General features: G+C 71.7%; 17 protein-coding genes. 7 read left to right on the plus strand and 10 right to left on the minus strand.

Annotated features, from left to right (window positions below; genetic code table 11):
- Positions 1–29: 29 nt before the first annotated feature.
- Positions 30–1,070 carry a tryptophan--tRNA ligase gene (trpS, locus tag AB0O11_RS02870; protein WP_363381062.1) on the plus strand — a complete coding sequence of 347 codons (1,041 nt, stop codon included), beginning with the start codon at positions 30–32 and terminating at the stop codon, positions 1,068–1,070.
- The gene (locus tag AB0O11_RS02875) at positions 1,067–1,621 is read left to right on the plus strand and encodes a 2'-5' RNA ligase family protein (protein ID WP_363381066.1); all 555 of its coding nucleotides are present in this window, start codon (positions 1,067–1,069) and stop codon (positions 1,619–1,621) included. The genes trpS and AB0O11_RS02875 overlap by 4 nt, the downstream gene beginning before the upstream one ends.
- Here the strand turns inward: AB0O11_RS02875 and AB0O11_RS02880 are convergent.
- Entirely contained in the window at positions 1,606–4,161 is a 2,556-nt protein-coding gene (locus AB0O11_RS02880; protein WP_363381068.1) for a CDP-glycerol glycerophosphotransferase family protein, read from the minus strand. The two genes, AB0O11_RS02875 and AB0O11_RS02880, sit on opposite strands and share 16 nt — an antisense overlap.
- Positions 4,162–4,414: 253 nt before the next feature.
- Positions 4,415–7,987: a CDP-glycerol glycerophosphotransferase family protein gene (locus AB0O11_RS02885; RefSeq protein WP_363381070.1), complete on the minus strand. Its 3,573-nt coding sequence runs from the start codon at positions 7,985–7,987 to the stop codon at positions 4,415–4,417.
- Positions 7,988–8,120: 133 nt separating this feature from the next.
- On the opposite strand from AB0O11_RS02885, the gene AB0O11_RS02890 reads away from it, so the two are divergent.
- Entirely contained in the window at positions 8,121–9,119 is a 999-nt protein-coding gene (locus AB0O11_RS02890) for a glycosyltransferase family 2 protein (protein ID WP_363381072.1), read from the plus strand.
- Between the two features lie 46 nt (positions 9,120–9,165).
- On the plus strand, positions 9,166–10,140 hold the full coding sequence (locus AB0O11_RS02895; protein WP_363381075.1) for a YihY/virulence factor BrkB family protein: 975 nt from the start codon (positions 9,166–9,168) through the stop codon (positions 10,138–10,140).
- 27 nt (positions 10,141–10,167) lie between these two features.
- On the opposite strand, the gene AB0O11_RS02900 is transcribed toward AB0O11_RS02895, so the two are convergent.
- The gene (locus AB0O11_RS02900) at positions 10,168–11,409 is read right to left on the minus strand and encodes a D-alanyl-D-alanine carboxypeptidase (RefSeq protein WP_363381077.1); all 1,242 of its coding nucleotides are present in this window, start codon (positions 11,407–11,409) and stop codon (positions 10,168–10,170) included.
- A gap of 136 nt (positions 11,410–11,545) precedes the next feature.
- On the opposite strand from AB0O11_RS02900, the gene AB0O11_RS02905 reads away from it, so the two are divergent.
- A complete protein-coding gene (locus AB0O11_RS02905; RefSeq protein ID WP_224277934.1) occupies positions 11,546–11,803 on the plus strand; it encodes an SCO4848 family membrane protein in 258 nt (85 codons plus the stop codon).
- Between the two features lie 96 nt (positions 11,804–11,899).
- Entirely contained in the window at positions 11,900–13,501 is a 1,602-nt protein-coding gene (locus AB0O11_RS02910; protein ID WP_363381079.1) for a hypothetical protein, read from the plus strand.
- Positions 13,502–13,571: 70 nt separating this feature from the next.
- Here the strand turns inward: AB0O11_RS02910 and AB0O11_RS02915 are convergent, their stop codons facing one another.
- The 7 genes from AB0O11_RS02915 to AB0O11_RS02945 form a co-directional block, all read right to left on the minus strand.
- Positions 13,572–14,345: a succinate dehydrogenase iron-sulfur subunit gene (locus AB0O11_RS02915; protein ID WP_224277932.1), complete on the minus strand. Its 774-nt coding sequence runs from the start codon at positions 14,343–14,345 to the stop codon at positions 13,572–13,574.
- Positions 14,345–16,087 carry a succinate dehydrogenase flavoprotein subunit gene (gene sdhA, locus AB0O11_RS02920; RefSeq protein WP_363381081.1) on the minus strand — a complete coding sequence of 581 codons (1,743 nt, stop codon included), beginning with the start codon at positions 16,085–16,087 and terminating at the stop codon, positions 14,345–14,347. The genes AB0O11_RS02915 and sdhA overlap by 1 nt, the downstream gene beginning before the upstream one ends.
- Before the next feature lie 51 nt (positions 16,088–16,138).
- Positions 16,139–16,630 carry a succinate dehydrogenase, hydrophobic membrane anchor protein gene (sdhD, locus tag AB0O11_RS02925; protein ID WP_363381083.1) on the minus strand — a complete coding sequence of 164 codons (492 nt, stop codon included), beginning with the start codon at positions 16,628–16,630 and terminating at the stop codon, positions 16,139–16,141.
- 8 nt (positions 16,631–16,638) lie between these two features.
- A complete protein-coding gene (sdhC, locus tag AB0O11_RS02930; RefSeq protein ID WP_074003919.1) occupies positions 16,639–17,019 on the minus strand; it encodes a succinate dehydrogenase, cytochrome b556 subunit in 381 nt (126 codons plus the stop codon).
- A 343-nt stretch (positions 17,020–17,362) separates the two neighbouring features.
- Positions 17,363–17,848, minus strand: a complete 486-nt coding sequence (locus tag AB0O11_RS02935; protein WP_363381084.1) for a 2-oxo-4-hydroxy-4-carboxy-5-ureidoimidazoline decarboxylase — start codon at positions 17,846–17,848, stop codon at positions 17,363–17,365.
- A gap of 328 nt (positions 17,849–18,176) precedes the next feature.
- Complete coding sequence (locus AB0O11_RS02940; RefSeq protein WP_363381086.1) at positions 18,177–19,826, minus strand: alpha/beta hydrolase; 1,650 nt, start codon at positions 19,824–19,826, stop codon at positions 18,177–18,179.
- A gap of 72 nt (positions 19,827–19,898) precedes the next feature.
- Positions 19,899–20,654 (minus strand): SDR family oxidoreductase, encoded by a 756-nt coding sequence (locus tag AB0O11_RS02945; protein ID WP_363381088.1) that lies wholly within the window; start codon positions 20,652–20,654, stop codon positions 19,899–19,901.
- A gap of 138 nt (positions 20,655–20,792) precedes the next feature.
- Between AB0O11_RS02945 and AB0O11_RS02950 the strand changes: the two genes are divergently transcribed.
- Positions 20,793–22,382, plus strand: a complete 1,590-nt coding sequence (locus tag AB0O11_RS02950; RefSeq protein ID WP_363381091.1) for a methylmalonyl-CoA mutase family protein — start codon at positions 20,793–20,795, stop codon at positions 22,380–22,382.
- The last annotated feature ends 182 nt before the right edge of the window (positions 22,383–22,564 follow it).

Here is a 22,564-nt window from a genome sequence, read left to right on the forward strand (position 1 = left end):
CGAGCGGTGGAACTGGAACAATGGCCCGCATGGTCAACGCAGCGGTCACTGGTCCGGTCAAGGACCGTCCCCGGGTGCTCTCCGGCATCCAGCCCACTTCCGGCTCGTTCCACCTCGGCAACTACCTGGGCGCGGTACGCCAGTGGGTCGACCTGCAGAAGGAGAACGACGCCTTCTACATGGTCGTCGACCTGCACGCGATCACGGTGCCGCAGGACCCGGTGACGCTGCGCGAGAACACCCGCGTCTCCGCCGCCCAGTTGCTCGGTGCGGGCCTGGACCCGGACCACTGCACGCTCTTCGTCCAGTCGCACGTGCCCGAACACGCGCAGCTCGCCTGGGTGATGAACTGCCTCACCGGCTTCGGCGAGGCCTCGCGGATGACCCAGTTCAAGGACAAGTCCTCCCGGTACGGCTCCGAGAGCACCACGGTCGGCCTGTTCACCTACCCGATCCTCCAGATCGCGGACATCCTGCTCTACCAGGCGGACGCCGTCCCGGTCGGCGAGGACCAGCGCCAGCACGTGGAGATCACCCGCGACATCGCCGAGCGCTTCAACACCCGCTACAGCCCGACCTTCACGGTGCCGAAGCCGTACATCCTCAAGGAGACGGCGAAGATCCAGGACCTCCAGGACCCGGCCGTCAAGATGAGCAAGTCGGCCTCCTCGCCCAAGGGCCTGGTGAGCCTGCTGGACGAACCGAAGGCCAGCGCCAAGAAGTTCAAGAGCGCCGTCACCGACACCGGCACCGTCGTGTCCTACGACGAGGAGGAGAAGCCGGGCGTCTCCAACCTGCTGCGCATCCACTCGGCGCTCAGCGGCCAGTCGATCGACCAGCTGGTCGCGCACTTCGAGGGCAGGATGTACGGCGCCCTGAAGACCGAGCTGGCCGAGCTGTTCACCGAGTGGGTCACCCCCTTCCAGGAGCGCACCCGGATGTTCCTGGACGACCCGGCGGAGCTGGACCGGGTCCTGGCGATCGGCGCCGAGAAGGCCCGCGAGGTGGCGTCGGTGACGCTGGAGACGGTGTACGACCGGATCGGCTTCCTCCCGGCCGCCAAGCGGTGACTCCCCTCACGCACCTGCCCGGTGGTGACGACCTCCCCGAGGTCGTCACCATCGGCGTGTCCGTGAGCGTCCCGGACCCGTACGGCACGGCGATCCAGGACGCCCGGGCCGGGCACGGCGATCCGCTGGCCCGGTCGATACCCACGCACGTCACCCTGCTGCCGCCGACCGAGGTGCCCGCCGAGGAGCTGCCGAAGATCGAGGAGCACCTGGCGGCGGTGGCGACCGCGCACCGGCCGTTCCGGATGCTGCTGCGCGGCAGCGGGACCTTCCGCCCGGTCTCCCCGGTGGTGTACGTCCGGGTCGAGGAGGGCGCGCAGGAGTGCCGGCTGCTGGAGGCGGACGTCCGCTCCGGCCCGCTGGCCCGTGAGCTGGCCTTCCCGTACCACCCGCACGTGACGGTCGCCCACGGGTTGTCGGACGACGTGCTGGACCAGGCGTACGAACAGGCCCGCGGCTTCCACGCGGCCTTCCCGGTACCGGGCTTCGGCCTCTCCCGCTTCGACGCGGACGAGGTCTGGCGGCCCTGGCGGAGCTACTCCTTCGGCTGAGGCCGGTCCGGGCCGGTCCGCATCCCGGCCCGCGTCGCGGCCCGCCCGAGTTCGAGCAGCCGGTCGACCACCCGGCGGGCCGCGCCGCCGTCGTCCAGCGCGCAGTGCTCGGCCCGGAAGCGCCGGTAGCGCTCGGCGTAACCGGGCGGCAGTCCGGCGTCGCCGTCGGCGAGTTCGCGCAGCGCGCCGAGCAGTGCGGCCGAGGTCGCCACCAGCGGGCCGGGGGCGTTCCGCTCGAAGTCGAAGGAGAAGCCGCGCAGGGTGTCGCGGTAGTGCTCCAGGTCGTAGGTGAAGAAGTACATCGGGCGGCCGGTGACGGCGAAGTCGAACATGATCGAGGAGTAGTCGGTCACCAGGACGTCCGCGATCAGCAGCAGCTCCTGCGGGTCGGGGTAGTCCCCGCAGTCGTACAGGAAGCCGTCACCGGCGCCGGGCAGCTGCTCGCGCACGTGCGCGTGCGGGCGGACGAGCAGCACGTGGTCCGGGCCGAGCAGGCGTCGGGCGTGGTCGAGGTCCAGCCGCAGGTCGAGCCGGAAGCCGTCGCCGTCGCCGCGCTGCTGGTCCTCGCGCCAGGTCGGCGCGTACAGCACGACCCGCCTGCCCTCGGGGATGCGGAGCCGGCGGCGGACGGACGCGGTGGTCCGCGGGTCCGGGCGGGCGAGCACGTCGTTGCGCGGGTAGCCGGACTCCAGCAGCTCGCCGCCGTAGCGAAAGGCGCGCCGGAGGATCGGGGTGGCGAACGGGCTGGGGGAGACCAGCAGGCTCCACTGCGGGGTCTCCCGGTCGAGCGCCTCCAGGTAGCCGTGGTCGGCCAGCCAGGGACTCTCGACGTCGTGGGCGATCCGTTTCAGCAGTGAGCCGTGCCAGGTCTGCACGACGACCTGGCCGGGGCGGCGCTCCAGGAAGTCCGGGAAGTGCGTGTTGCCGACCAGGTACCGGCAGGTGGCCAGCGCGAGGTACCACTCCGGGCTCCAGCTCCGCACCGGGACGACCCCGGGCGGCACCTCGGCCTGGGCGTCGTCGACCACCCACAGGTGCTCCAACCGGGCTTGCCTGCGCACGAGTTCGGCGTGCACCGCGCGCGGGGAGTCGGCGTAGCCGCGGCCGCCGAACACGTCGTACAGCACCGCCTCGCGCAGCGGCGCGCGGCGGGCGGCCGGGTAGCGCTCGGTGCGCAGCCGGTGCTGCGTCCAGGCGCTGCGCTCGTCGGCGGTGAGCACCGGGGTGGAGTCCACCAGCAGGGTGTCGTGCCAACGGCGTTGCAGCAGGATGCGCTTGCCGCCGGCGGTGGTGGCAGCGGGGACGGCGGGCAGCACGGCGGGGGCGGCGAACAGCGGCCGGCCGTCCCCGGGCCGGCCGGCCGGTTCCAGCGCGGCCTCCCAGAGGCCCTTGCGCAGCGGCAGCGCGACGCCGTCCGAGCCGGTCCGGGTGGCGGGCACCCGGGCCCGGAAGCGGCCGTCCGGGGCGGTGTCGACCGGGGTGCGGACCTCGCTCGCGGTGCCGGAGTGCCGCAGCACCAGCTCCAGCCGGTCCGAGGCCGGGCCCGGGCAGTGGCCGGACAGCTCGAAGCCGCCGTGCCGTACGGCGATCCGGTCGACCAGGCCGGCCGCGGGCTGGACGCAGAGCTGGAGCCGGCCGTCGGCGAGGTGCTTGAGGTAGAGCACCCGGTCCGGGGCACCGGGCAGCGGGTGCTGGCCGGCCACCGGGCCGCCGCGCTCGTCGAGGCAGAGCTGCTCGGTTCCGCCGTCGGGGCGCAGCAGTTCGGCGTCCCAGTGCTCCAGCCTTCCGCCGCCCCGTCCGTCGGCGGTGAACGGCCGGTACGGCACCCGGACGGTGAAGGTGTTGCCGGTGCGGGCGAGCGGCTGCTCGACCGCCGCGTCGCTCTCCCGGTGGCGCAGCCGCAGCACGGTGCCGGAGGGGCAGGCGTCGGCGAACCCGCCCAGCTCCAGGCCGGCGGGGGCGGGGGCGGCGCGGGTGATCCGGACGGCGGGGCGCTCCAGCCGCAGCCGCAGCCGGCCGTCGGCGAAGAACGGCTGGAGCCGGACGTCGTGGTCCACCCAGTGGGCCGGCGGGTACTCGCCGGAACCGCACCAGTGCGGGGCGAGGGCTCCGTACCGGCGGCGCACCCGGGTGGGGCGCGGGCGGGTGAAGAGCGTGGTCTCGATCCGCCAGTCGCCGAGCAGCCAGTGGCCCCCGCGTCGGAGCCGGCCGGGGGCCATCAGCGCGGTGAAGCCGGACCAGTCGTGGTTGTGCCCGGGCTGGGCGCTGTCGTCGGTGACCTCGGGCAGCCGGAGGGGCCGGGAGCGCAGGTGCAGCGGTGGCTGGGAGCGGTTCCGGTGGCGCAGGGTCAGCCAGGTCCAGGCGGAGCCGGGCCGGCCGGTGTCCTGGTCGTTCGGGCGGGCGAAGCCGGTGAGCTCCAGGCCGCGGCCGTGCCAGCGGGCGCGCAGCAGTCCGAAGACGACGTCCTCGTCGTCGGCGGGGCGGGCGACGGCCACCCGGGGAGCGGCGTGCGGCAGGACCAGCCGCGTGAGCACAGGCATGTCAGTGGGAGTCCTCCGGAAGGGAAATTCACATCCCATCCGGAAATGGCGCCAGGGTCAATTGCACGCATTTTCGAATTCCCCTGGGGAATTCATTCCGGGGAACACCGTTTCGAGAGCGGATCCGGTGTTCCGGTCATTCCGGTGCCGCCGGTTTCCGGACGGTTTCCGCTCGGCCGCCGGGTGGCTCCCGGACATGCGCAGGCGCCCGGCACCACCGGTGCCGGGCGCCTGCCGGATCGCGCGCGGAGGGCTACTCCTTGCGGAGCATCGCGTCGACCACCCGGGCGGAGGCCTTGCCGTCGTCCAGGTCGCAGTACGCCTCGCGGAACGCGGCGGCCCGGTCCGCGTACTCGGCCGCGATCCCGTCCACCCGGCCGAGCACGGAGACGAGCTCCTCGGAGGTGGCCGGCATCGGGCCGGGCGCCTCGGCCTCGAAGTTCAGGCTGAAGCCGCGCAGGTTGTCCCGGTAGTGCTCCAGGTCGTAGGTGAAGAACACGATCGGCTTGCCGGTCGACGCGAAGTCGAACACGCTGGCCGAGTAGTCCGTCACCAGGACGTCGGCGATCAGCAGCAGCTCCGCCATGTCGGGGTAGGTGCCGACGTCCCAGATGTAGCCGTTGCCGGCGCCCGGGATCTGGCCGCACATCAGGTGGTGCCGGCGCACCAGCAGCACCTGGTCGTCGCCGAGCGCGGCCTTGGCCGCCGCCAGGTCGATCCGCAGGTCGATCTGGTAGCCGTCCTGCGGCCGGCGCCGGTCCTCGCGCCAGGTCGGCGCGTAGAGCACGACCTTCTTGCCCTCGGGCAGGCCGAGCCGCTCCCGGACCTGCTCGGCGGTCTTCTCCCGGTCGGCCGCGAACAGCAGGTCGTTCCGGGGCGAACCGCTCTCCAGGATCTCGCCCTTGAAGTCGAAGGCACGCCGCAGCACCGGGGCGGACCAGCTGTTGCCGGCCACCAGCAGGCTCCAGTTCGGGACCTCCCGGGCCAGGCTCTTGAGGTACTTGGAGTCGGTGAACCAGACCTTCTCGAAGTCGAAGCCGATCTGCTTCAGCGGGGTGCCGTGCCAGGTCTGGACGACCACCTGGTCGGGGCGGCGGACGAAGAAGTCGGGCAGGTGGGTGCTGGCCACGACGTACTTGGCGGTCGCCAGCGCCTCGTACCACTCCGGGCTGCGGTACCGGAGCGCGGTCGCGCTCCGCGGCAGCTCGGCCTGCATGTCGTCGTTGCCCCACAGGTGCTCCAGCGGCAGGCCGCGGCGGACCAGCTCCTCGTGGACCGCCCGCGGCGAGCCGGCGTACGTGCCGTACTTGCCGGTGTGGTACACCACCGTGTTGCGCACCGGCAGCCGACGGGCGGCCGGGTAGTCCACGCTCTGCAACTGGCGCTGGCGGTAGCCGGCCGACTCCTCGGGCAGCAGCACCGAGTGCGACTCCAGCGACAGGCCGTCGTGGTTGCGGCGCTCCAGCACTATCCGCTTGCCACGGGACTCCACCTCGACCGGCAGGACGTCGAAGCAGTCCGGGGTGACCAGTGCGGCGGCGTCCGGCAGTTCGGGCACCGGCACGCCGACCGGGCGGAAGGTGACGTTCCAGGTGCCCCTGGAGAGCGGCACCCGGCCGGCGAAGGAGGCCGTCGGCACGGCGGGCAGCGCGGTGCGGAACCGGCCGTCCGAGATCTCCACCGGGTAGGCGTGCTCCTCCTCGCGCCACTCGTGACGGACCACCAGTTCCCAGCGGTGCGCGCCGGGCAGCGGGAACGAGCCGCTCAGCAGGAAGCCGTCGGCGCCGCGCCCGGACACCTCGTCCACCAGCGGCTGGAGCACCTGGTCGGTGAACTGGAGGTGCCCGGTGGGGGAGGGCTTGGAGTAGAGCGCCCGGCGCTCGGCGACCGGCGCCTGCGGGTTCAGCGCCAGGTGCAGCCGCTCGGGCGCGTTGCGGTCGTCCCAGGCCAGCGGGACGGTGCTGCCGTCGGCCAGCAGCAGCGCGCCGTCCCAGTGGTCGCGGCTGCGCTCGGCGGCCACCGGGTCCAGCTCGGCCCAGGCCTCGCGGACGGCGGTCAGCTCGGCGACCGGGACGGCCGCGCTGAACGGCTGGAGCGAGCCGACCGGGGTGCCCAGCTCCAGCGGGAAGGTCACGTGGCGGTCGGACTCTGCGTGGGTGAGCCGCAGCCGCGCCCCGGCGAAGCTCGGGCCGGAGCGGGCCGCGCCCGAGACCTCCAGCCGGTCGCCGTGGGCGGCCAGGCCGGTCACCCGGGCCTTGACCGTCTCCACCCGGAGGTAGACGAAGTTGTCCCGGACCCACGGCACGATCCGCACGTCCGGCTCGACCCAGTGCGAGGGGAGGAACTGCCCGCTGTCGCTCCACCCGGCCGAGATCCGGCCCTTGTAGACCCCGCCCTTGCCCGCGCCGGCCACCAGGACGCGCCAGTTGCCGTCCTTCCACTGGCCGCGGTGCCTGAGCTTCTTCGGGTCGACGGCGACGGTGAAGCCGGACCAGTCGCAGCTGTACAGGTCGTGGTGGCAGGTCGCGGTGGCCTCGGGGCTGTACGTCGTCTTCATCGGCACCGCGATGACCCGGCGGCCCTTGGCCGCGCGCAGCACCAGGGTGCGGACCATGTCGTGCTTGCCGGCCGCGCCCAGCTGCTCCGGGTACGCGTGCCCGGTCAGCCGGAGCTTCCCGTCCTCCCAGGAGCCCCGGTACAGCCGGCTGCGGATGACCAGCGAGTTGTCCAGCTTGAGCACCCCGGCCGGCACGCTCTTGCGCCCGCCGCGCAGGAACGGGTAGTCGGCGTACGGGCGCAGCAGACCGCGGGCCTGGACACCGCCGCCGCTCTCGCGCTCGTACGTGATCTGCTCGACCAGCTCGTCCATCCGGTCCGACAGGGTCAGGTGGTACTTCAGCCGCAGCGGCGCGCGCAGCCTGCCGACCTGCTCGGAGCCGATCGCCCGGAGCAGCCGGCCGACGTGCTGGAGGTAGGCGTCCCGGTACTCCTTGTCCCCCTCCACGAGGGACAGGAAGAACATCGGGATCTCCTCGACGAGGGTGTTCTCGTCGTAGGAGCGCAGGTACTCGGCGAAGCGCGGCTCGGTCTGCTTCGTCAGCCAGCCGCGGACCAGCTCGACCGAGGTGACCCGGTCGATCAGGCCCTTGGGGTTGGTGCGCATCTGCGTGATCGACATCTCGCCGACCTCGCGCTCGCGCCAGTGGTAGATCGGCTCGGAGAGCACGTCCACGCTCTTGGCCAGGTAGTGGTGCGGCACGCTGACCGGCGCGTCCTCGTACAGGATGCCCTCGGGGTAGAGCAGGCCGGCCGCGTCGAAGAACGAGCGGCGGTACACCTTGTTCCACGCGGTGCGGTCGGTGACCAGCGCCGGGATCTCGGTGATGTGGGTCTTGAGCCTGGTCTCCTTGAACGGCTTCAGGTGGCCGCCGGACTGGTAGTAGCCGACGGCGCGGAAGCGCAGCACGTTGCCGGTGCAGAAGTCCGAGCCGGTCTCGTCCAGCGTGTTGATCATCAGCTCGTACGCACTCGGCGGCATCGAGTCGTCGCTGTCCACGAAGCACAGGAACTCGGAGTCCGGGTCGATGTGCCGGATGCCGGTGTTGCGGGCCGCGCCGAGGCCCTTGTTCACCTGCCGGACCAGCCGGAACCGGGAGTCCTCGGCCGCGTACGCCTCGGCGAGCGCCGCGCTGCCGTCCTTCGAACCGTCGTCGACCATGACGCACTCGAAGTCCGTGAAGGTCTGGGCGGCGATCGAGTCGAGGCACTCGATGAGGTAGCGCTCGACGTTGTAGATCGGGACGACGATGGAGAGGCGGGGAGCCATCGGCTACGCAGGCCTTTCTCTGGAGGAGCGTGGCAGCCCGTACGGGGCCTGACCGCACTTGGATCGGTGCGTACGTGCGCCCCGATCCTACCTCCGGGGACCTCTCCGACCTCGGGACCACTACGCTGGGTCCGTGTCCCGTTTCAGCGTGATCGTCCCCGTGTACCAGGTCCAGGACTATCTCACCGAGTGCCTCGATTCGGTGCTCGGCCAGGACGGCCCGGACTTCGAACTGATCGCGGTGGACGACCGCTCCCCGGACCGTTGCGGCGCCATGCTGGACGAGGCCGCCGCCGCCGATCCCCGGGTCCGGGTGCTGCACCTGCCGGAGAACGTCGGCCTCGGCCGGGCCCGCAACGCCGGCCTGGAGGCCGCCACCGGGGACTACGTGATCTTCCTCGACAGCGACGACACACTGACCCCCGGACTGCTGAAGAGCATCGACGAGCGGCTCACCGCCACGGGTGAACCGGACATCCTGGTTTACGACTACGCCCGCACCTACGCCGACGGCCGGATCGCCCGGGCCGCCTCCGCACACGTCTTCGGCGCCGCCTCCCCGGACGTCTTCGACCTCGACGCCCGCCCCGACCTGCTCGACCTGCTCCAGGTCGTCTGGAACAAGGCCTACCGCCGCGGTTTCGTCACCGAGCAGCAGCTGGTCTTCCCGGCCGGCTACTACGAGGACACCCCCTGGACGTACCCGGCGCTGCTCGCCGCCGCCCGGATCACCCTGCTCGACCAGGTCGGCGTGCACTACCGCCAGCGCCAGGAGGGCGGCAACATCCTGGCCACCGCCAGCCGCAAGCACTTCGACGTGTTCGCCCAGTACGACCTGGTCTTCGCCTTCCTCGACGGCCGCCCCGACCTGGACCGCTGGCGCCCGGTCGTCTACGGCCGGATGCTGCACCACCTCAACACCGTGGTCTCCAAGCCCGGCCGGGTCCCGTCCGGCGACCGCCGCGAGTACTTCCGCCGGGCCGCCGCGCACTGCGCCCGGCTGCGGCCGGCCGGCTACCGGCCGCCGGCCGGCGTGGACGGCGTGCGCACCGAGCTGCTCAGCCAAGGCCGCTACGGCGCGTACCAGGCGGTCCGAGCCCTCGCCAAGGCCCGTCGAATCGTCAAGCGGTAGGCACGGCCTGACGCCCGTTCGGGGGACACCCCGGTATAACCGGTGAGTGGACTTCCTGACCCGACTGCCGGTCGTCGGCCCGCTCGTGGCCCGGGTGCTGCGCAGCCGTCCGTACCGGGTGTACGAGTACTTCTCCGCCGCCCGGGGCAACCGGCTGGCCGGCGCCGTCACCTTCTTCGGTTTCCTCGCCCTCTTCCCGCTGCTCACGGTGGGCCTGGCGATCGCCGCCGCGACGCTGAGCGACAGCCAGGTGCACGACCTGCAGGAGCACATCGCCGACCAGCTGCCGGGGCTCTCGGACGCGCTCAACCTGCCCGCCCTGGTGTCCAACGCGGGCGCCGTCGGGCTGGTCGGCGGGGCGCTGCTGCTGGTTTCCGGCCTCGGTTGGGTGGACACCATGCGCACCTCGATCCGGGACCTGTGGCAGCTGCCCCACGAGGAGGGCAACCCGGTGCTGCGCAAGGCCTGGGACGTGGCGGTGCTGGCCGGCCTCGGCCTGGTGTCGCTGTTCTCGCTGGCCGCCTCCGCCGCCGGGACCACGCTCGCCGGCCGGACCGCCGACGCGATCGGCCTGGGCAACGGCTACCTGCTGACCACGGTCGGTGTGCTGATCGCCATAGCGTGCGACATGCTGCTCTTCGCCTACCTGCTGGCGCCCTTCCCCGGGATCACCGACCAGCGCCGCCGGGACCTCGTGCGGGGCGCGCTGATCGGCGCGGTCGGCTTCGAGCTGCTGAAGCTCCTGCTCGCCTCCTACCTGGGCTCGGTCGCCGGACGGAGCCTGTACGGGGCGTTCGCGACGCCGGTGGCGCTGCTGCTGTGGATCAACTTCGTCTCCCGGCTGCTGATGTACTGCGTCGCCTGGACGGCGACGGCCGACCCGGCGGCCGCCCGGGAACGGACCAGGGCGCACGGCCGGGCACTGCTGGAGGCAGCTGACAAGGCGGAGGCGGCGGACGTCGAGGAGCAGGCCGTCCGGGCCGAGAAGAAGGGAAAGGGGCGGGCCCGGCCCCGGGACTGAGGCCGGGCCCTGCCACCGGTCGGCGGATCAGTCGGTGGGGCGGCGCCGCAGCAGCAGCACCGCGCCGTACCCGAGCGCGGCCCCGACCAGCACCACGGCCGACCAGCCGCCGATGGCGAGCCCGTCGCGCCCGCCCGCCGCGGGGGGTGCCGGTGCGGCCGCGGCGGGGGGTGCCGGTGCGGCGGCGGCCGAGGGCTGTGGCGGCGGCCCGGGCGTGCCGTCGGCGCCGCCGGCCTGGCCGGTCGGCTCGGCAGTGGCGACCTGGCCGGTCGGCTCGGCGCCGGCGGGCGGGAGCTCGTCGACCAGCCTGCCCACCGGCTGGACCTTGCCGGCTGCGGCGAAGCCCCAGTCCAGCAGGGCGGCCGTCTCGTCGTACACCTTCTGGTAGCTGACCGGGTGCATCACCGTCACCAGCAGGGTCCGGCCGCCGCGCTCGGCGGCGCCGACGAAGGTCGATCCGGCGTTGGTGGTGGTGCCGTTCTTCACGCCGATCAGGCCCGGGTACTTGCCCAGCAGCCGGTCGGTGTTGGCGATCCCGAAGCTGCCGCGCTGGCCGGTGTTCTTGTCGATGGCGCCCGGGAACATGGCGTCCCGGGTGGCGCAGTACGTCCGGAAGTCCGCGTTACGCAGGCCGGCCCGGGCGAACAGCGACAGGTCGTAGGCCGAGGAGACCTGGCCGTCCATGTCGTAGCCGTCCGGGGAGATCACCTTGGTGTCCCGGGCCTGGAGCGCGTCGGCGCGCGCCTGCATCTCGGCGACGGTCTGCCGGACGCCGCCGTTCATGTGCGCCAGGACGTGCACCGCGTCGTTGCCGGAGCTCAGGAACACCCCGCGCCACAGGTCCTCGACCCGGTAGTCCAGGTTCTCCTTGATGCCGACCAGGCTGCTGCCGGGACCGATCCCCTGGATCTCCTGGTCGGCCACCCGGTGCACCGCGTTGCGGTCGAACTTGGGCAGCACGGTGTCCGCGAAGAGGATCTTCAGGGTGCTCGCCGGGGGCAGCCGCAGGTGCGGATTGCTGGCCGCCAGCACCTCGCCCGACGCCGCGTCGGAGACTATCCAGGACCGGCCGGTGAGGTTGGCGGGCAGCGGCGGGGCGCCCGCCATCGGGGCGACCTGCACCCCGGGGAGCCCGAGTCGCTCGCCGCCGATCGCGGCCGACGGGGGCGGCTGCTGCGGGGCCGCGCCCGCCGGGGCGGCGAGCAGGACCGGCAGGGCCGCGGTGACCGCGGCGCACAGGCGACCGAACGCATGACGGGGTGTGGGCACCCGCAGACCGTACCCACTCCCGGCTTCCGGCGCCCGCTCCCGAGGGACCGTCCTCCGCAGGAGGGGCCCGCCGTACGCCGATCGGCGGCCTGCGCATACTGGGGATGCACACCGCCTTCACACGCCGAGGACCCCCATGAAGCTCAGCCGCCGCACCTCCTGGTTCCTGACCGCCTTCGGGGTCTGGTCGATCATCATCTGGACGACCTTCGTGAAGAACCTCTGGAAGGACTCCGGCGGCCAGGCCTTCACCAACGGCGACCACTCCCAGCCCACCGCCTTCTTCTGGATCCACCTCCTGCTCGCCGTCACCTCCTTCGTCCTCGGCATCGCCGTCGGCAGCATCGGCCTGCGCGGCCTGCGCGCCACCCGCCGCGCCCCGGTCACCGACTGAGAAATCACCGTTGCCGCTGTCGGTGCCTCCTGGCAGGATCCTCACCGCTCTCACGCGCGTACCGGACGCGCTGATCACAAGGGGTGGGGAATCTCCATGGAACTTTCGCGTGCCCGCAGACTCGGCGGGGTCACCGCGGCGGCCCTGGCCGCCGGACTGCTCGCGCCGGCCGCAGCGGTGGCCGACACCGCGCCGGCCGTCCTCGGCACCAGCCAGGGCGCCGACTACGCGACCGCCGCCTGCGACTCGACCGGCGATCCGACCTGGATCGGGCGGACCATGAACGGCCCGGCGCTCAGCGCCAAGGTCACCGGGGAGGCCGTCAGGTTCGGCGTCTGGGACGTGACCACGGGCGCCGAGGACCCGGTGTTCACCGGTGAGGCCCGGACCTACGGCTTGCCCTCCGCCTCGCTCAGCGTCCCCGAGCTGGTGGACGGGCACAGCTATGCCTGGCATGCCTGGGCGCTGCAGGGCACCCAGACCTCCGCCCCGTCGGCGGACTGCCACTTCACCGTGGACACCACCAGCCCGACCGCCACGGTCTCCTCGACCGACTTCCCGGCGAGCGGCACCGCCACCAAGTACGCGGGCCAGAAGGGCACCTTCGTCCTCAAGGGGGCGGACGCGGTCCCCGCCGGCGGCGAGGCCTCCGGCGTCGCCTGCTTCCGGTACGGCTGGACGTACGCCGGGAGTGACTGCAACTCGCCGGACGCCGTCGAGCCGGACGCCGACGGGACGGCGAAGATCGACATCAAGGTCCCGGAGTGGGGCACCAACAACCTCGTCGTCAACGTGATCGACAGTGCGGGCAACGTCGGCCGGACGACCTACAGCTTCTACGCCCCGACGAACCCCAACCCGCCGAAGACCCTCGGCGACGTGGACGGCGACGGCGTCGCGGACATCCTGCTGCCGGACGCCCAGGGCAACCTGCAGTACATCCCGGTCAACGGGACCGACGCCACGCCGACCACCGTCATCCAGGCCCGGCGCTCCCCGTCCGGGAAGAGCTGGGCGCCCTACCAGATCGCCCACCGGGGGTGGGACAGCAGCGCCCACGCGCCGTCCTCGGACGACCTGTTCATCCACCAGCCGGGCGACGCCGCCCTGACGGTCTACCGGAACTTCGACTACGGGGGCATGACCAAGGGGTCCATGGTTCTGAGCGACCGCAAGTGCGGCGACCCCTTCGACGACCCGTCCTGCCCGGACGGCTACGCCGCCGACTGGTCCAAGACCGACCAGATCGTCGCCTTCGGCCCGGTGAGCGGGGGCACTTCTCCGTCGCTGCTGACGCTGGAGGGCGGGAACCTCTGGTTGCTCGACGGGGCCACCTGGGGCTTCTACAAGGTCACCAAGCTCACCACCTCCGGCGCCTGGAACGGCTACGACCTGATCGCACCCGGCCCGGACGCGGCCGGCAACCTCGCCCTCTGGGCGCGTGACCGGGCCACCGGCGAGCTGCACGCCTACCCGGTCCCGAAGAAGGCCGACGGCACCTTCGACTTCTCCGCCCTCGCGGACCCGAAGGCGGACGTCGTGGCGAGCGGCTTCACCGTGGCCGCGTACCCGACGCTCGGCAGCTCCGGTGACGCGGACGGCGACGGCAAGCCGGACCTGTGGGCCGTCACGGCCGACCGGCACCTGGTGATGTACAGCGGCTGGACCGACGAGAACGACCTCGGCGCGCTGAACTGACCCGACCCGTGCGAAGCGCGAAGGCCCCGCCCGAGCGATCGGGCGGGGCCTTCGGCCTGTCAGGCAGGGATCAGAAGCGGCGGGTGACCAGCGCCCGCTTCACTTCCTGGATCGCCTTGGTGACCTCGATGCCACGCGGGCAGGCCTCGGAGCAGTTGAAGGTGGTGCGGCAGCGCCACACGCCCTCACGGTCGTTGAGGATCTCCAGACGCTGCTCGGCGCCCTCGTCGCGCGAGTCGAAGATGAAGCGGTGCGCGTTGACGATGGCGGCCGGGCCGAAGTACTGGCCGTCGTTCCAGAACACCGGGCAGGACGACGTGCACGCGGCGCACAGGATGCACTTGGTGGTGTCGTCGAAGCGCTCGCGGTCCTCGGCGGACTGCAGGCGCTCGCGGGTCGGCTCGTTCCCCTTGGTGATGAGGAACGGCATGACGTCCTTGTACGCCTGGAAGAACGGGTCCATGTCCACGACCAGGTCCTTGAGGACCGTCAGGCCCTTGATGGCCTCGATCGTGATCGGCTTCTCCGGGTTGACGTCCTTGATCAGGGTCTTGCACGCCAGCCGGTTGCGGCCGTTGATCCGCATGGCGTCGGAGCCGCAGATGCCGTGCGCGCAGGAACGGCGGTAGGTGAGGGTGCCGTCCTGCTCCCACTTGATCTTGTTGAGCGCGTCCAGGACGCGCTCCTTCGGGTCCATCGTCAGCTGGTAGTCGACCCACACCGGGTCCGGGTGCTCCTCCGGGTTGAACCGGCGGATCCGGAAGGTGACGGTGATCGGCTGGACGGCACCGGCTTCGACCGCGTCCAGAGCGGCCGAGTGCTTCTCCACGGTCGGAGTGCTCATCAGTACTTACGCTCCATCGGCTGGTAGCGGGTCGTGACGACCGGCTTGTAGTCGAGGCGGATGGAGGTGGTGCCGTCGGCGGCAACCTCCTGGTACGCCATGGTGTGCTGCATGAACTTCACGTCGTCACGGGTCGGGAAGTCCTCGCGGTAGTGGCCGCCGCGGGACTCCTCGCGGGCCAGCGCGGAGACGGCCAGCACCTCGGCCAGGTCGAGCAGGTTGCCCAGCTCGACGGCCTCCAGGAGGTCCGTGTTGTAGCGGAAGCCCTTGTCCTGGACGGAGATGTTCTTGTAGCGCTCCTTCAGCGCGGCGATGTCCTCGACCGCCTGCTTCAGGGTGGCGCCGGTGCGGTACACCATGGCGTTGGCGTCCATGGTCTCCTGCAGCTCCTTGCGGATCTGCCCCACGGACTCGGTGCCGGTGCCCTCGCGCAGGCCGTCGACCAGGGCCTGGACCTTCTCGGCCGGGTTCTCGGGCAGCTCGACGAACTCGTTCGCGTTGGCGTAGTCGGCGGCGGCGATGCCCGCGCGACGGCCGAACACGTTGATGTCCAGCAGCGAGTTGGTGCCCAGGCGGTTGGCGCCGTGCACGGACACGCAGGCGACCTCGCCGGCCGCGTACAGGCCCGGGACGATGTCGGTGTTGTTGCGCAGGACCTCACCCTCGACGTTGGTCGGGATGCCGCCCATGGCGTAGTGCGCGGTGGGCTGGATCGGGATCGGGTCCGTGTAGGGCTCGATGCCGAGGTAGGTGCGCGCGAACTCGGTGATGTCCGGGAGCTTGGCGTCCAGCTGCTCCGGCGGCAGGTGGGTCAGGTCCAGGTAGACGTGGTCGCCGTCCGGACCGCAGCCGCGACCCTCGCGGATCTCGGTGTAGATCGCGCGGGAGCAGACGTCACGGGACGCGAGGTCCTTCATGACGGGGGCGTAGCGCTCCATGAAGCGCTCGCCGTCCTTGTTGCGCAGGATGCCGCCCTCGCCGCGGGCGCCCTCGGTGAGCAGGATGCCCATGCGCCAGATGCCCGTCGGGTGGAACTGGAAGAACTCCATGTCCTCCAGCGGCAGGCCGCGGCGGTAGACCAGGGCCTGGCCGTCACCGGTGAGGGTGTGGGCGTTGGAGGAGACCTTGAAGAACTTGCCGGTGCCGCCGGAGGCGAACACGACCGACTTGGCCTGGAAGACGTGGATCTCGCCGGTGGCCAGCTCGTAGGCGACGACGCCGGCCGTCTTGCCCTCGTTGATCAGCAGGTCGAGGACGTAGAACTCGTTGAAGAACTCGACGCCGTGCTTGACGCAGTTCTGAAACAGCGTCTGGAGGATCATGTGGCCGGTGCGGTCGGCCGCGTAGCACGAGCGGCGGACCGGGGCCTCGCCGTGGTTGCGGGAGTGACCGCCGAAGCGGCGCTGGTCGATCCGGCCCTGCTCGGTGCGGGAGAAGGGCAGACCCATCTTCTCCAGGTCGAGGACGGCGTCGATGGCCTCCTTGCACATGATCTCGGCGGCGTCCTGGTCGACCAGGTAGTCACCACCCTTGACCGTGTCGAAGGTGTGCCACTCCCAGTTGTCCTCCTCGACGTTGGCGAGGGCGGCGCACATGCCGCCCTGGGCCGCGCCGGTGTGGGACCGGGTCGGGTAGAGCTTGGTCAGGACGGCGGTGCGGCTGCGCTGCGTCGACTCGATGGCCGCGCGCATGCCGGCGCCGCCGGCGCCGACGATGACGGTGTCGTACTGGTGAATCTGCATGGGGGGTTAACTCGCCTCTGGCCTCTGCCGATGGTCGATGGTGCTCGCGGCTCAGATGTTGGGGTCGAAGGTGAAGATCACCAGGGTGCCGAGCAGCACGGTGAAGACCGTGGCGGTGCCCATGAGCCCCTTGAGCCAGAGCCGGGTCGAGTCCTTCTCGGCGTAGTCGTTGATCACCTGACGCATGCCGTTGGCGCCGTGCAGCATGGCGAGCCAGAGCATCAGGAGGTCCCAGCCCTGCCAGAACGGCGAGGCCCAGCGGCCGGCCACGAAGGCGAAGCCGATCTTGGAGACGCCGCCGTCGAGCACCAGCATGATCAGCAGGTGACCGAGGATCAGGACGACCAGAACGACACCGGACAGGCGCATGAAGAGCCAGGCCAGCATCTCGAAGTTGGTGCGGGTGCGGCGCGGGGTCTTCGCGGTCCGCTTGCGCGGAGGCTCGATGACGAACGCGTCGGCCGGGTTGCCGGTGCCCAGTCCCTTGCCGGTGTGCGCCTGCTTGGAGGGGACGACGATGGCGTCGGAGATTTCCGTGGACATGTCTCGGCTCACTTCCCGAACCAGGAGATCAGCGTGTGCTGGAGGATCCCGTAGAAGGAACCGGCCATCAGGACGACCCAGACGCCGACGACGCTCCAGAGCATCTGCTTCTGGTACTTCGGGCCCTTGGACCAGAAATCCACTGCGACGACGCGCAGGCCGTTCAGGGCGTGGAACAGGATGGCGGCCACCAGGCCGTACTCCATCAGGTTCACGAGCGGAGTCTTGTACGTCTGGATGACGGTGTCGTAGGACTCCGGCGACACTCGCACGAGGGCGGTGTCCAGGACGTGGGCGAACAGGAAGAAGAAGATGAGGACGCCGGTGACTCGATGAGCCACCCAGCTCCACATGCCTTCCCGGCCGCGGTACAGCGTTCCAGCCGGCACGGAAAAACCCTCCGGAAGCGATTGGGGGCTCGGCCGGCTTCGGTGTCGGTCAGCCCGGCCGGGTACGGTCCACCGGCCGCCAGCATCCTATCGACGCCTTGTCGTGAACCGCCTCCGGGGGCCCCAGGTGTGATCAATCAGGCACTTCTGGCCTAGCGGAGCGGGAACCAAGCCGGCTGTCGTCACGATGGGTGACGGCGTGCTCGCGCCCCGCACCGGAGGGTGCGGGGCGCGGTGGTACGGATTCGGTGGCGGTTCGGATCCAGTGGCGGTCCGGCCTCACTCGTCCGGGTGGATTCACGGGTGAAGTCACCCGGACGGATGAAGGGGGCGCGATGGGGGCTCAGCGTGCCGCGGCCTCCGACGGGGTGGCGACGAGGTGTTCCAGGCGGGTGAGGGCGATCCGGCGGAGCTCGTCGGCCGCGATCAGCCGCTCCTCGTCCGGGTCGTTGGCGAGGCGGGTGCGGATGGAGGAGAGCACGGTGTCGAGCATCTCCTCCGGAGCGACCCGTTCCAGGCAGACCACGAAGACGTGGCCGAACCGGGCCTCGTACGCGGCGTGCGCCGCCCGCAGTGCGGTGTGCGCGGCCTGGCTGCCGGGAGCCCGCATGCCGAGCAGCGGCTGCGGCATCCAGCCCTCGTCCGCCAGCGCCTCGGTGAGGTCGGCCGGGCGCAGGTCGTAGGAGGCCTCGCTGGCGGCGGCCAGCAGGGACTCGATGTCGGGGTAGGGCCGGTGCGCGGTGAGGCGCAGGGCCCAGCGGTGGCTGCCGCAGCAGGCCAGCAGGGCCTCCTCGGCGGCGCCGGCGTCGGCTTCGTTGAAGCGGTGCAACCCGAGGAGGGTCGGCTCTGTTCTGGCGTCGAGCCGCTGTGACGGGATGTCGCTGGCCAGCGGGTCCTCCTCGTGAGGGCGGGAAGGTGCCGGTGAAGTGGGGTGGTGAACAGGTGGATTAGGGGCTGCGGAGGGGCGCGTGCGCGCCGGTCGGGCAGCGCTTCAAAGGTAGTTGAGCGGTCATCAGTTGGGGAGGGCGCGCGCCGAATTCATCCGGACGAGCTATCAAGTTGTGACGTTGACACTTTCGCGTCAGCGCCCTCCCCGCCCCCTCCTGGATGTTCGGCGCTGCCGTCCGCCGAACATCCAGGTCATCCGGGCCGGGGGCTCAGGTGCAGCGGGTGCCCGCGGCCGGCATCGTGCCCTCGGTCAGGTAGGCCTCCATGGCCCGGTCGATGCAGGTGTTGCCCTTGCCGAAGGCGCCGTGGCCCTCGCCGACCCGGGTGAGCAGGGTGGCGTTGGCGAAGCCCTTGGCCAGCGCCTCGGCCGAGGCGTACGGGGTGGCCGGGTCGCCGGTGGTGCCGACCACCAGGATCGGCGCGCTGCCCTCGGCCCGGACGGTGTGCGGCTTCTCCTGCGTCTTGAACGGCCAGTCGGCGCAGCCGGGCTCGGTGTAGTCGTCCACCGTGATGCCCCTGGACAGCAGCGGTGCCTCGGTGAGCAGCCGGTCCACGGCGGCCTTGGCGTGCTCGGGGGTGGGTGCGGGGCGGGCGGCGTCGGCGCAGCCGATCGCGGCGTTGGCCTCGTCCAGCGGGCTGTAGTGGCCGTTCTCGTCCCGGCCGTTGTAGTCGTCGGCGAAGGCCAGCAGGTAGTCGCCCTTGTTGCGCAGCATCGCCCAGCCGAGGGCGGCGCGCAGGTACTCCCAGGAGGTCTTCTCGTCGCCGTAGAGCAGCGAGATGGTGCCCGTCCAGGCCTGGTCGCGGCCGAGCTTGCGGCCGTCCTTGGTGGTCAGCGGGTGGTCGTACAGCCCGTCGAGGAAGTCGGCGGCCTTCTTGGCGGCCTTGGTCCCGTCCTTGCCGAGCGGGCACTGGTCGGCGTGGTTCTCCACGCAGTCGACGGCGAAGCGCTCGAAGGACTTCTCGAAGCCGATCTGCTGGTCGACGCCGTGGTCCAGCTGGTCCTGGCCGGGGTCGACCGCGCCGTCCAGGATGAGCCGGCCGGTGTTCTTCGGGAACTCCTCGGCGTAGAGCGCGCCGAGGTAGGTCCCGTAGGAGACGCCGAGGTAGTTGAGCTGCTTGTCGCCGACCGCGGCGCGCAGCACGTCCAGGTCGCGGGCGGTGTTGCGGGTGCCGACGAAGGGCAGCAGCCTGCCGGACCTGGCCTGGCAGGCGGCGGCGTGCTCGGCGGACTGCTTGACGCGTTCGGCCTTGCGGGCGGCCGGGTCGAGCGGGGCGTCCGTCTGGTTGACGGCGTCGTGCTGCTTGTCGTCGTAGCAGACGATCGGGGAGCTGTCGCCGGTGCCGCGGGGGTCGAAGCCGATCACGTCGAAGCGGTCGTGCAGGGTGCCGGCGAACTGCTTGGCGCCGTACTTGACCATCCCGACGCCGGACTCGCCGGGGCCGCCGGGGTTGACCATCAGCGAACCGATCCGCTGGTCCGGCTTGGCGGCCGGGTACTTGATCAGCGCGACGTCGAGCGCGTCGGCGGCGGGGTTCGCGTAGTCGAGCGGGACGTGCAGCTTGCCGCACTGCATGCCGGATATGTCGATCTTGGCTTTCCGGGCCTGCGGGTCGGCCGGGCAGTCGGCCCAGGTGACCTGCTGGCCGTAGAAGGGCTTGAGCGCCGGGTCGGCCTCGCCGGTGGGCTTGGGCGTCGGCGTCGGAACGGCTGCGGGGGTCGCGGCGGCGGGTGCGGTGCTGCCGGCGGCCTGGTCCTGGGCCGGCTTGGCGGCGTCGTTGCAGGCTGAGGTGAGCAGCAGGGTGCCTGCCGCCACCGCGGTCAGCAGGACCCGTGGGCGGGCGGCCCGGAAGGTTCTCATCGCACGTGTGTACCACCGAGGTGTGACGTGTTCGATCTTGACCCCCGTCCGGGGCCGCCCGCCGGGCCCGGCTCAGCCGCGGTGGACCTTGTGGTTGGCGGCCTGCGCCCGGGGGCGGACCACCAGCAGGTCGATGTTCACGTGCGAGGGCCGGGTGACCGCCCAGGCCACGGTGTCCGCGACGTCCTCCGAGGTGAGCGGTTCGGCCACGCCCGCGTACACCGCGGCGGCCTTCTCCTCGTCGCCACGGAAGCGGGTGATCGCGAAGCCCTCGGACTTCACCATGCCGGGCGCGATCTCGATCACCCGGATCGGCTCCCCGCACAGCTCCAGCCGCAGCGTGGCGGCGATGGTGTGCGCGGCGTGCTTGGCGGCGACGTACCCGCCGCCGCCCTCGTACGCGGCCAGTGCGGCGGTCGAGGAGAGCACCAGCACCGTGCCGTCGCCGGTGGCCCGCAGGGCCGGCAGCAGCGCCTGCGTCACGTGCAGCACGCCGAGCACGTTCACCTCGTACATGGCCCGCCAGTCGGCCGGGTCGCCGTGCTCGACGGTCTCGGCGCCGATCGCTCCGCCCGCGTTGTTCACCAGGACGTCCACCCGGCCGATCGCGGCCGCGAAGGCGTCCACCGCGGCGCGGTCGGTGACGTCCAGGGTGACCGCGCGGGCCGAACCGCCCCGCTCGGCGATCTCCTCGGCCAGTTCCTCGATGCGGTCGGTGCGGCGGGCGGCCAGCACCACGTCGAAGCCCTCGGCGGCCAGCCGGCGGGCGGTCGCCGCGCCGATTCCGCTGCTGGCACCGGTGACCACGGCCACCTTCTGCTCGGTCATTGCCACTCCCTGGGGCTCGTCGGTCGGTCGTTCACTCGATCATCTCAACCGCGTCGCCGCCCCGGCGGGCCGGTCGCGTCCTACATTGCGAGGACCCCGATATTGCGAGGACCCTGATCCCCAGCTCCGGAGGACCCCATGGCAGCCGAGCCGCGCCGAGCCGAGTCGGGCTTCGAGATCGAGCCGCTGTACGGCCCCGAGTCCCTGGCCGGCTGGGACGCCGGCGCCCGGCTGGGCCGGCCGGGGGCGTACCCCTACACCCGGGGCGTCTACCCGACGATGTACACCGGCCGCCCCTGGACGATGCGCCAGTACGCGGGCTTCGGCACCGCCGCCGAGTCCAACGCCCGCTACCGGCAGCTGATCGCGGGCGGCGGCACCGGTCTGTCGGTCGCCTTCGACCTTCCCACCCAGATGGGCTACGACTCGGACGCGCCGCTCGCCGCCGGGGAGGTCGGCAAGGTGGGCGTCGCCGTGGACAGCATCGAGGACATGGCCGTGCTGTTCGAGGGCATCCCGCTCGGCGAGGTGTCCACCTCGATGACCATCAACGCGCCCGCTGCCCTGCTCCTGCTCCTCTACCAACTGGTCGCCGAGACCCAGGGGGTGGCGCCGGGCGCGCTCACCGGCACGGTCCAGAACGACGTGCTGAAGGAGTACATCGCCCGCGGCACCTACATCTTCCCGCCGCAGCCCTCGCTGCGGCTGGTCGCCGACGTGTTCCGGTACTGCCGGGCCGAGATCCCGCGCTGGAACACCATCTCCATCTCCGGCTATCACATGGCCGAGGCCGGGGCCGACCCCGCGCAGGAGATCGCCTTCACGCTGGCCAACGGCATCGCCTACGTCCGCACCGCGCTCGCCGCCGGGATGGCCGTGGACGACTTCGCCCCCCGGCTCTCGTTCTTCTTCGTGGCCCGCACGACCATCTTGGAGGAAGTGGCCAAGTTCCGTGCCGCGCGCAGGATTTGGGCCAGAATCATGCGGGACGGATTCGGCGCCCGGGACCCGCGCTCGCAGATGCTGCGCTTCCACACCCAGACCGCGGGAGTGCAGCTCACCGCCCAGCAGCCCGAGGTCAACCTGGCCCGGGTCACCGTGCAGGCGCTCGCCGCGGTGCTCGGCGGCACCCAGTCGCTGCACACCAACAGTTTCGACGAGGCGATCGCGCTGCCCACCGAGAAGGCCGCCCGGCTCGCCCTGCGCACCCAGCAGGTGCTCGCGTACGAGACCGACGTGACCGCCACCGTCGACCCGTTCGCCGGCTCCTACGCCGTCGAGTCGCTCACCGACGAGGTGGAGGCCGCCGCGCAGGCGCTGATGGACCGGATCGAGGAGCAGGGCGGCGCGGTGGCGGCGATCGAACGCGGCTACCAGAAGGGCGAGATCGAGCGCACTGCCTACCGGTTCCAGCAGGAGACCGACTCCGGCGAGCGGACGGTGGTCGGCGTCAACCGCTTCCGGTCGGATGCGGAGGAGCCGTACCGGCCGCTGCGGGTGGATCCGGCGATCGAACAGCGGCAGGCGCGGCGGCTGGCCCGGCTGCGGGCCGAGCGCTCCGCCGGCGCCGTCACCCGGTCGCTGGACGCGCTGCGCCGCACCGCCGAGGGGGCGGGGAACGTGCTGTATCCGATGAAGGAGGCGCTGGCCGCCCGGGCCACCGTCGGCGAGGTGTGCGACGCGCTGCGCGGGGTCTGGGGGACGTACGCCCCGGTGGAGCGCTTCTGACGTTCCGCTGAACGGCTGTCAACCGGCCGGTGCGGTGGAGCGTGTGGCGTCCGTGACCACCGGCCGGGGCGATCGTTGCACAGGTCACGCAACCCGGGGAAGGCGGCTGAAACGAGATGTCATACCCACCTGTCCGGCCGGTATGCACCCATCCGGGGACTAGTTTTCCAGAAGTCGGGCCA

It is taken from the genome of Kitasatospora sp. NPDC093102 (assembly GCF_040683915.1).
Taxonomy (GTDB): domain Bacteria; phylum Actinomycetota; class Actinomycetes; order Streptomycetales; family Streptomycetaceae; genus Kitasatospora.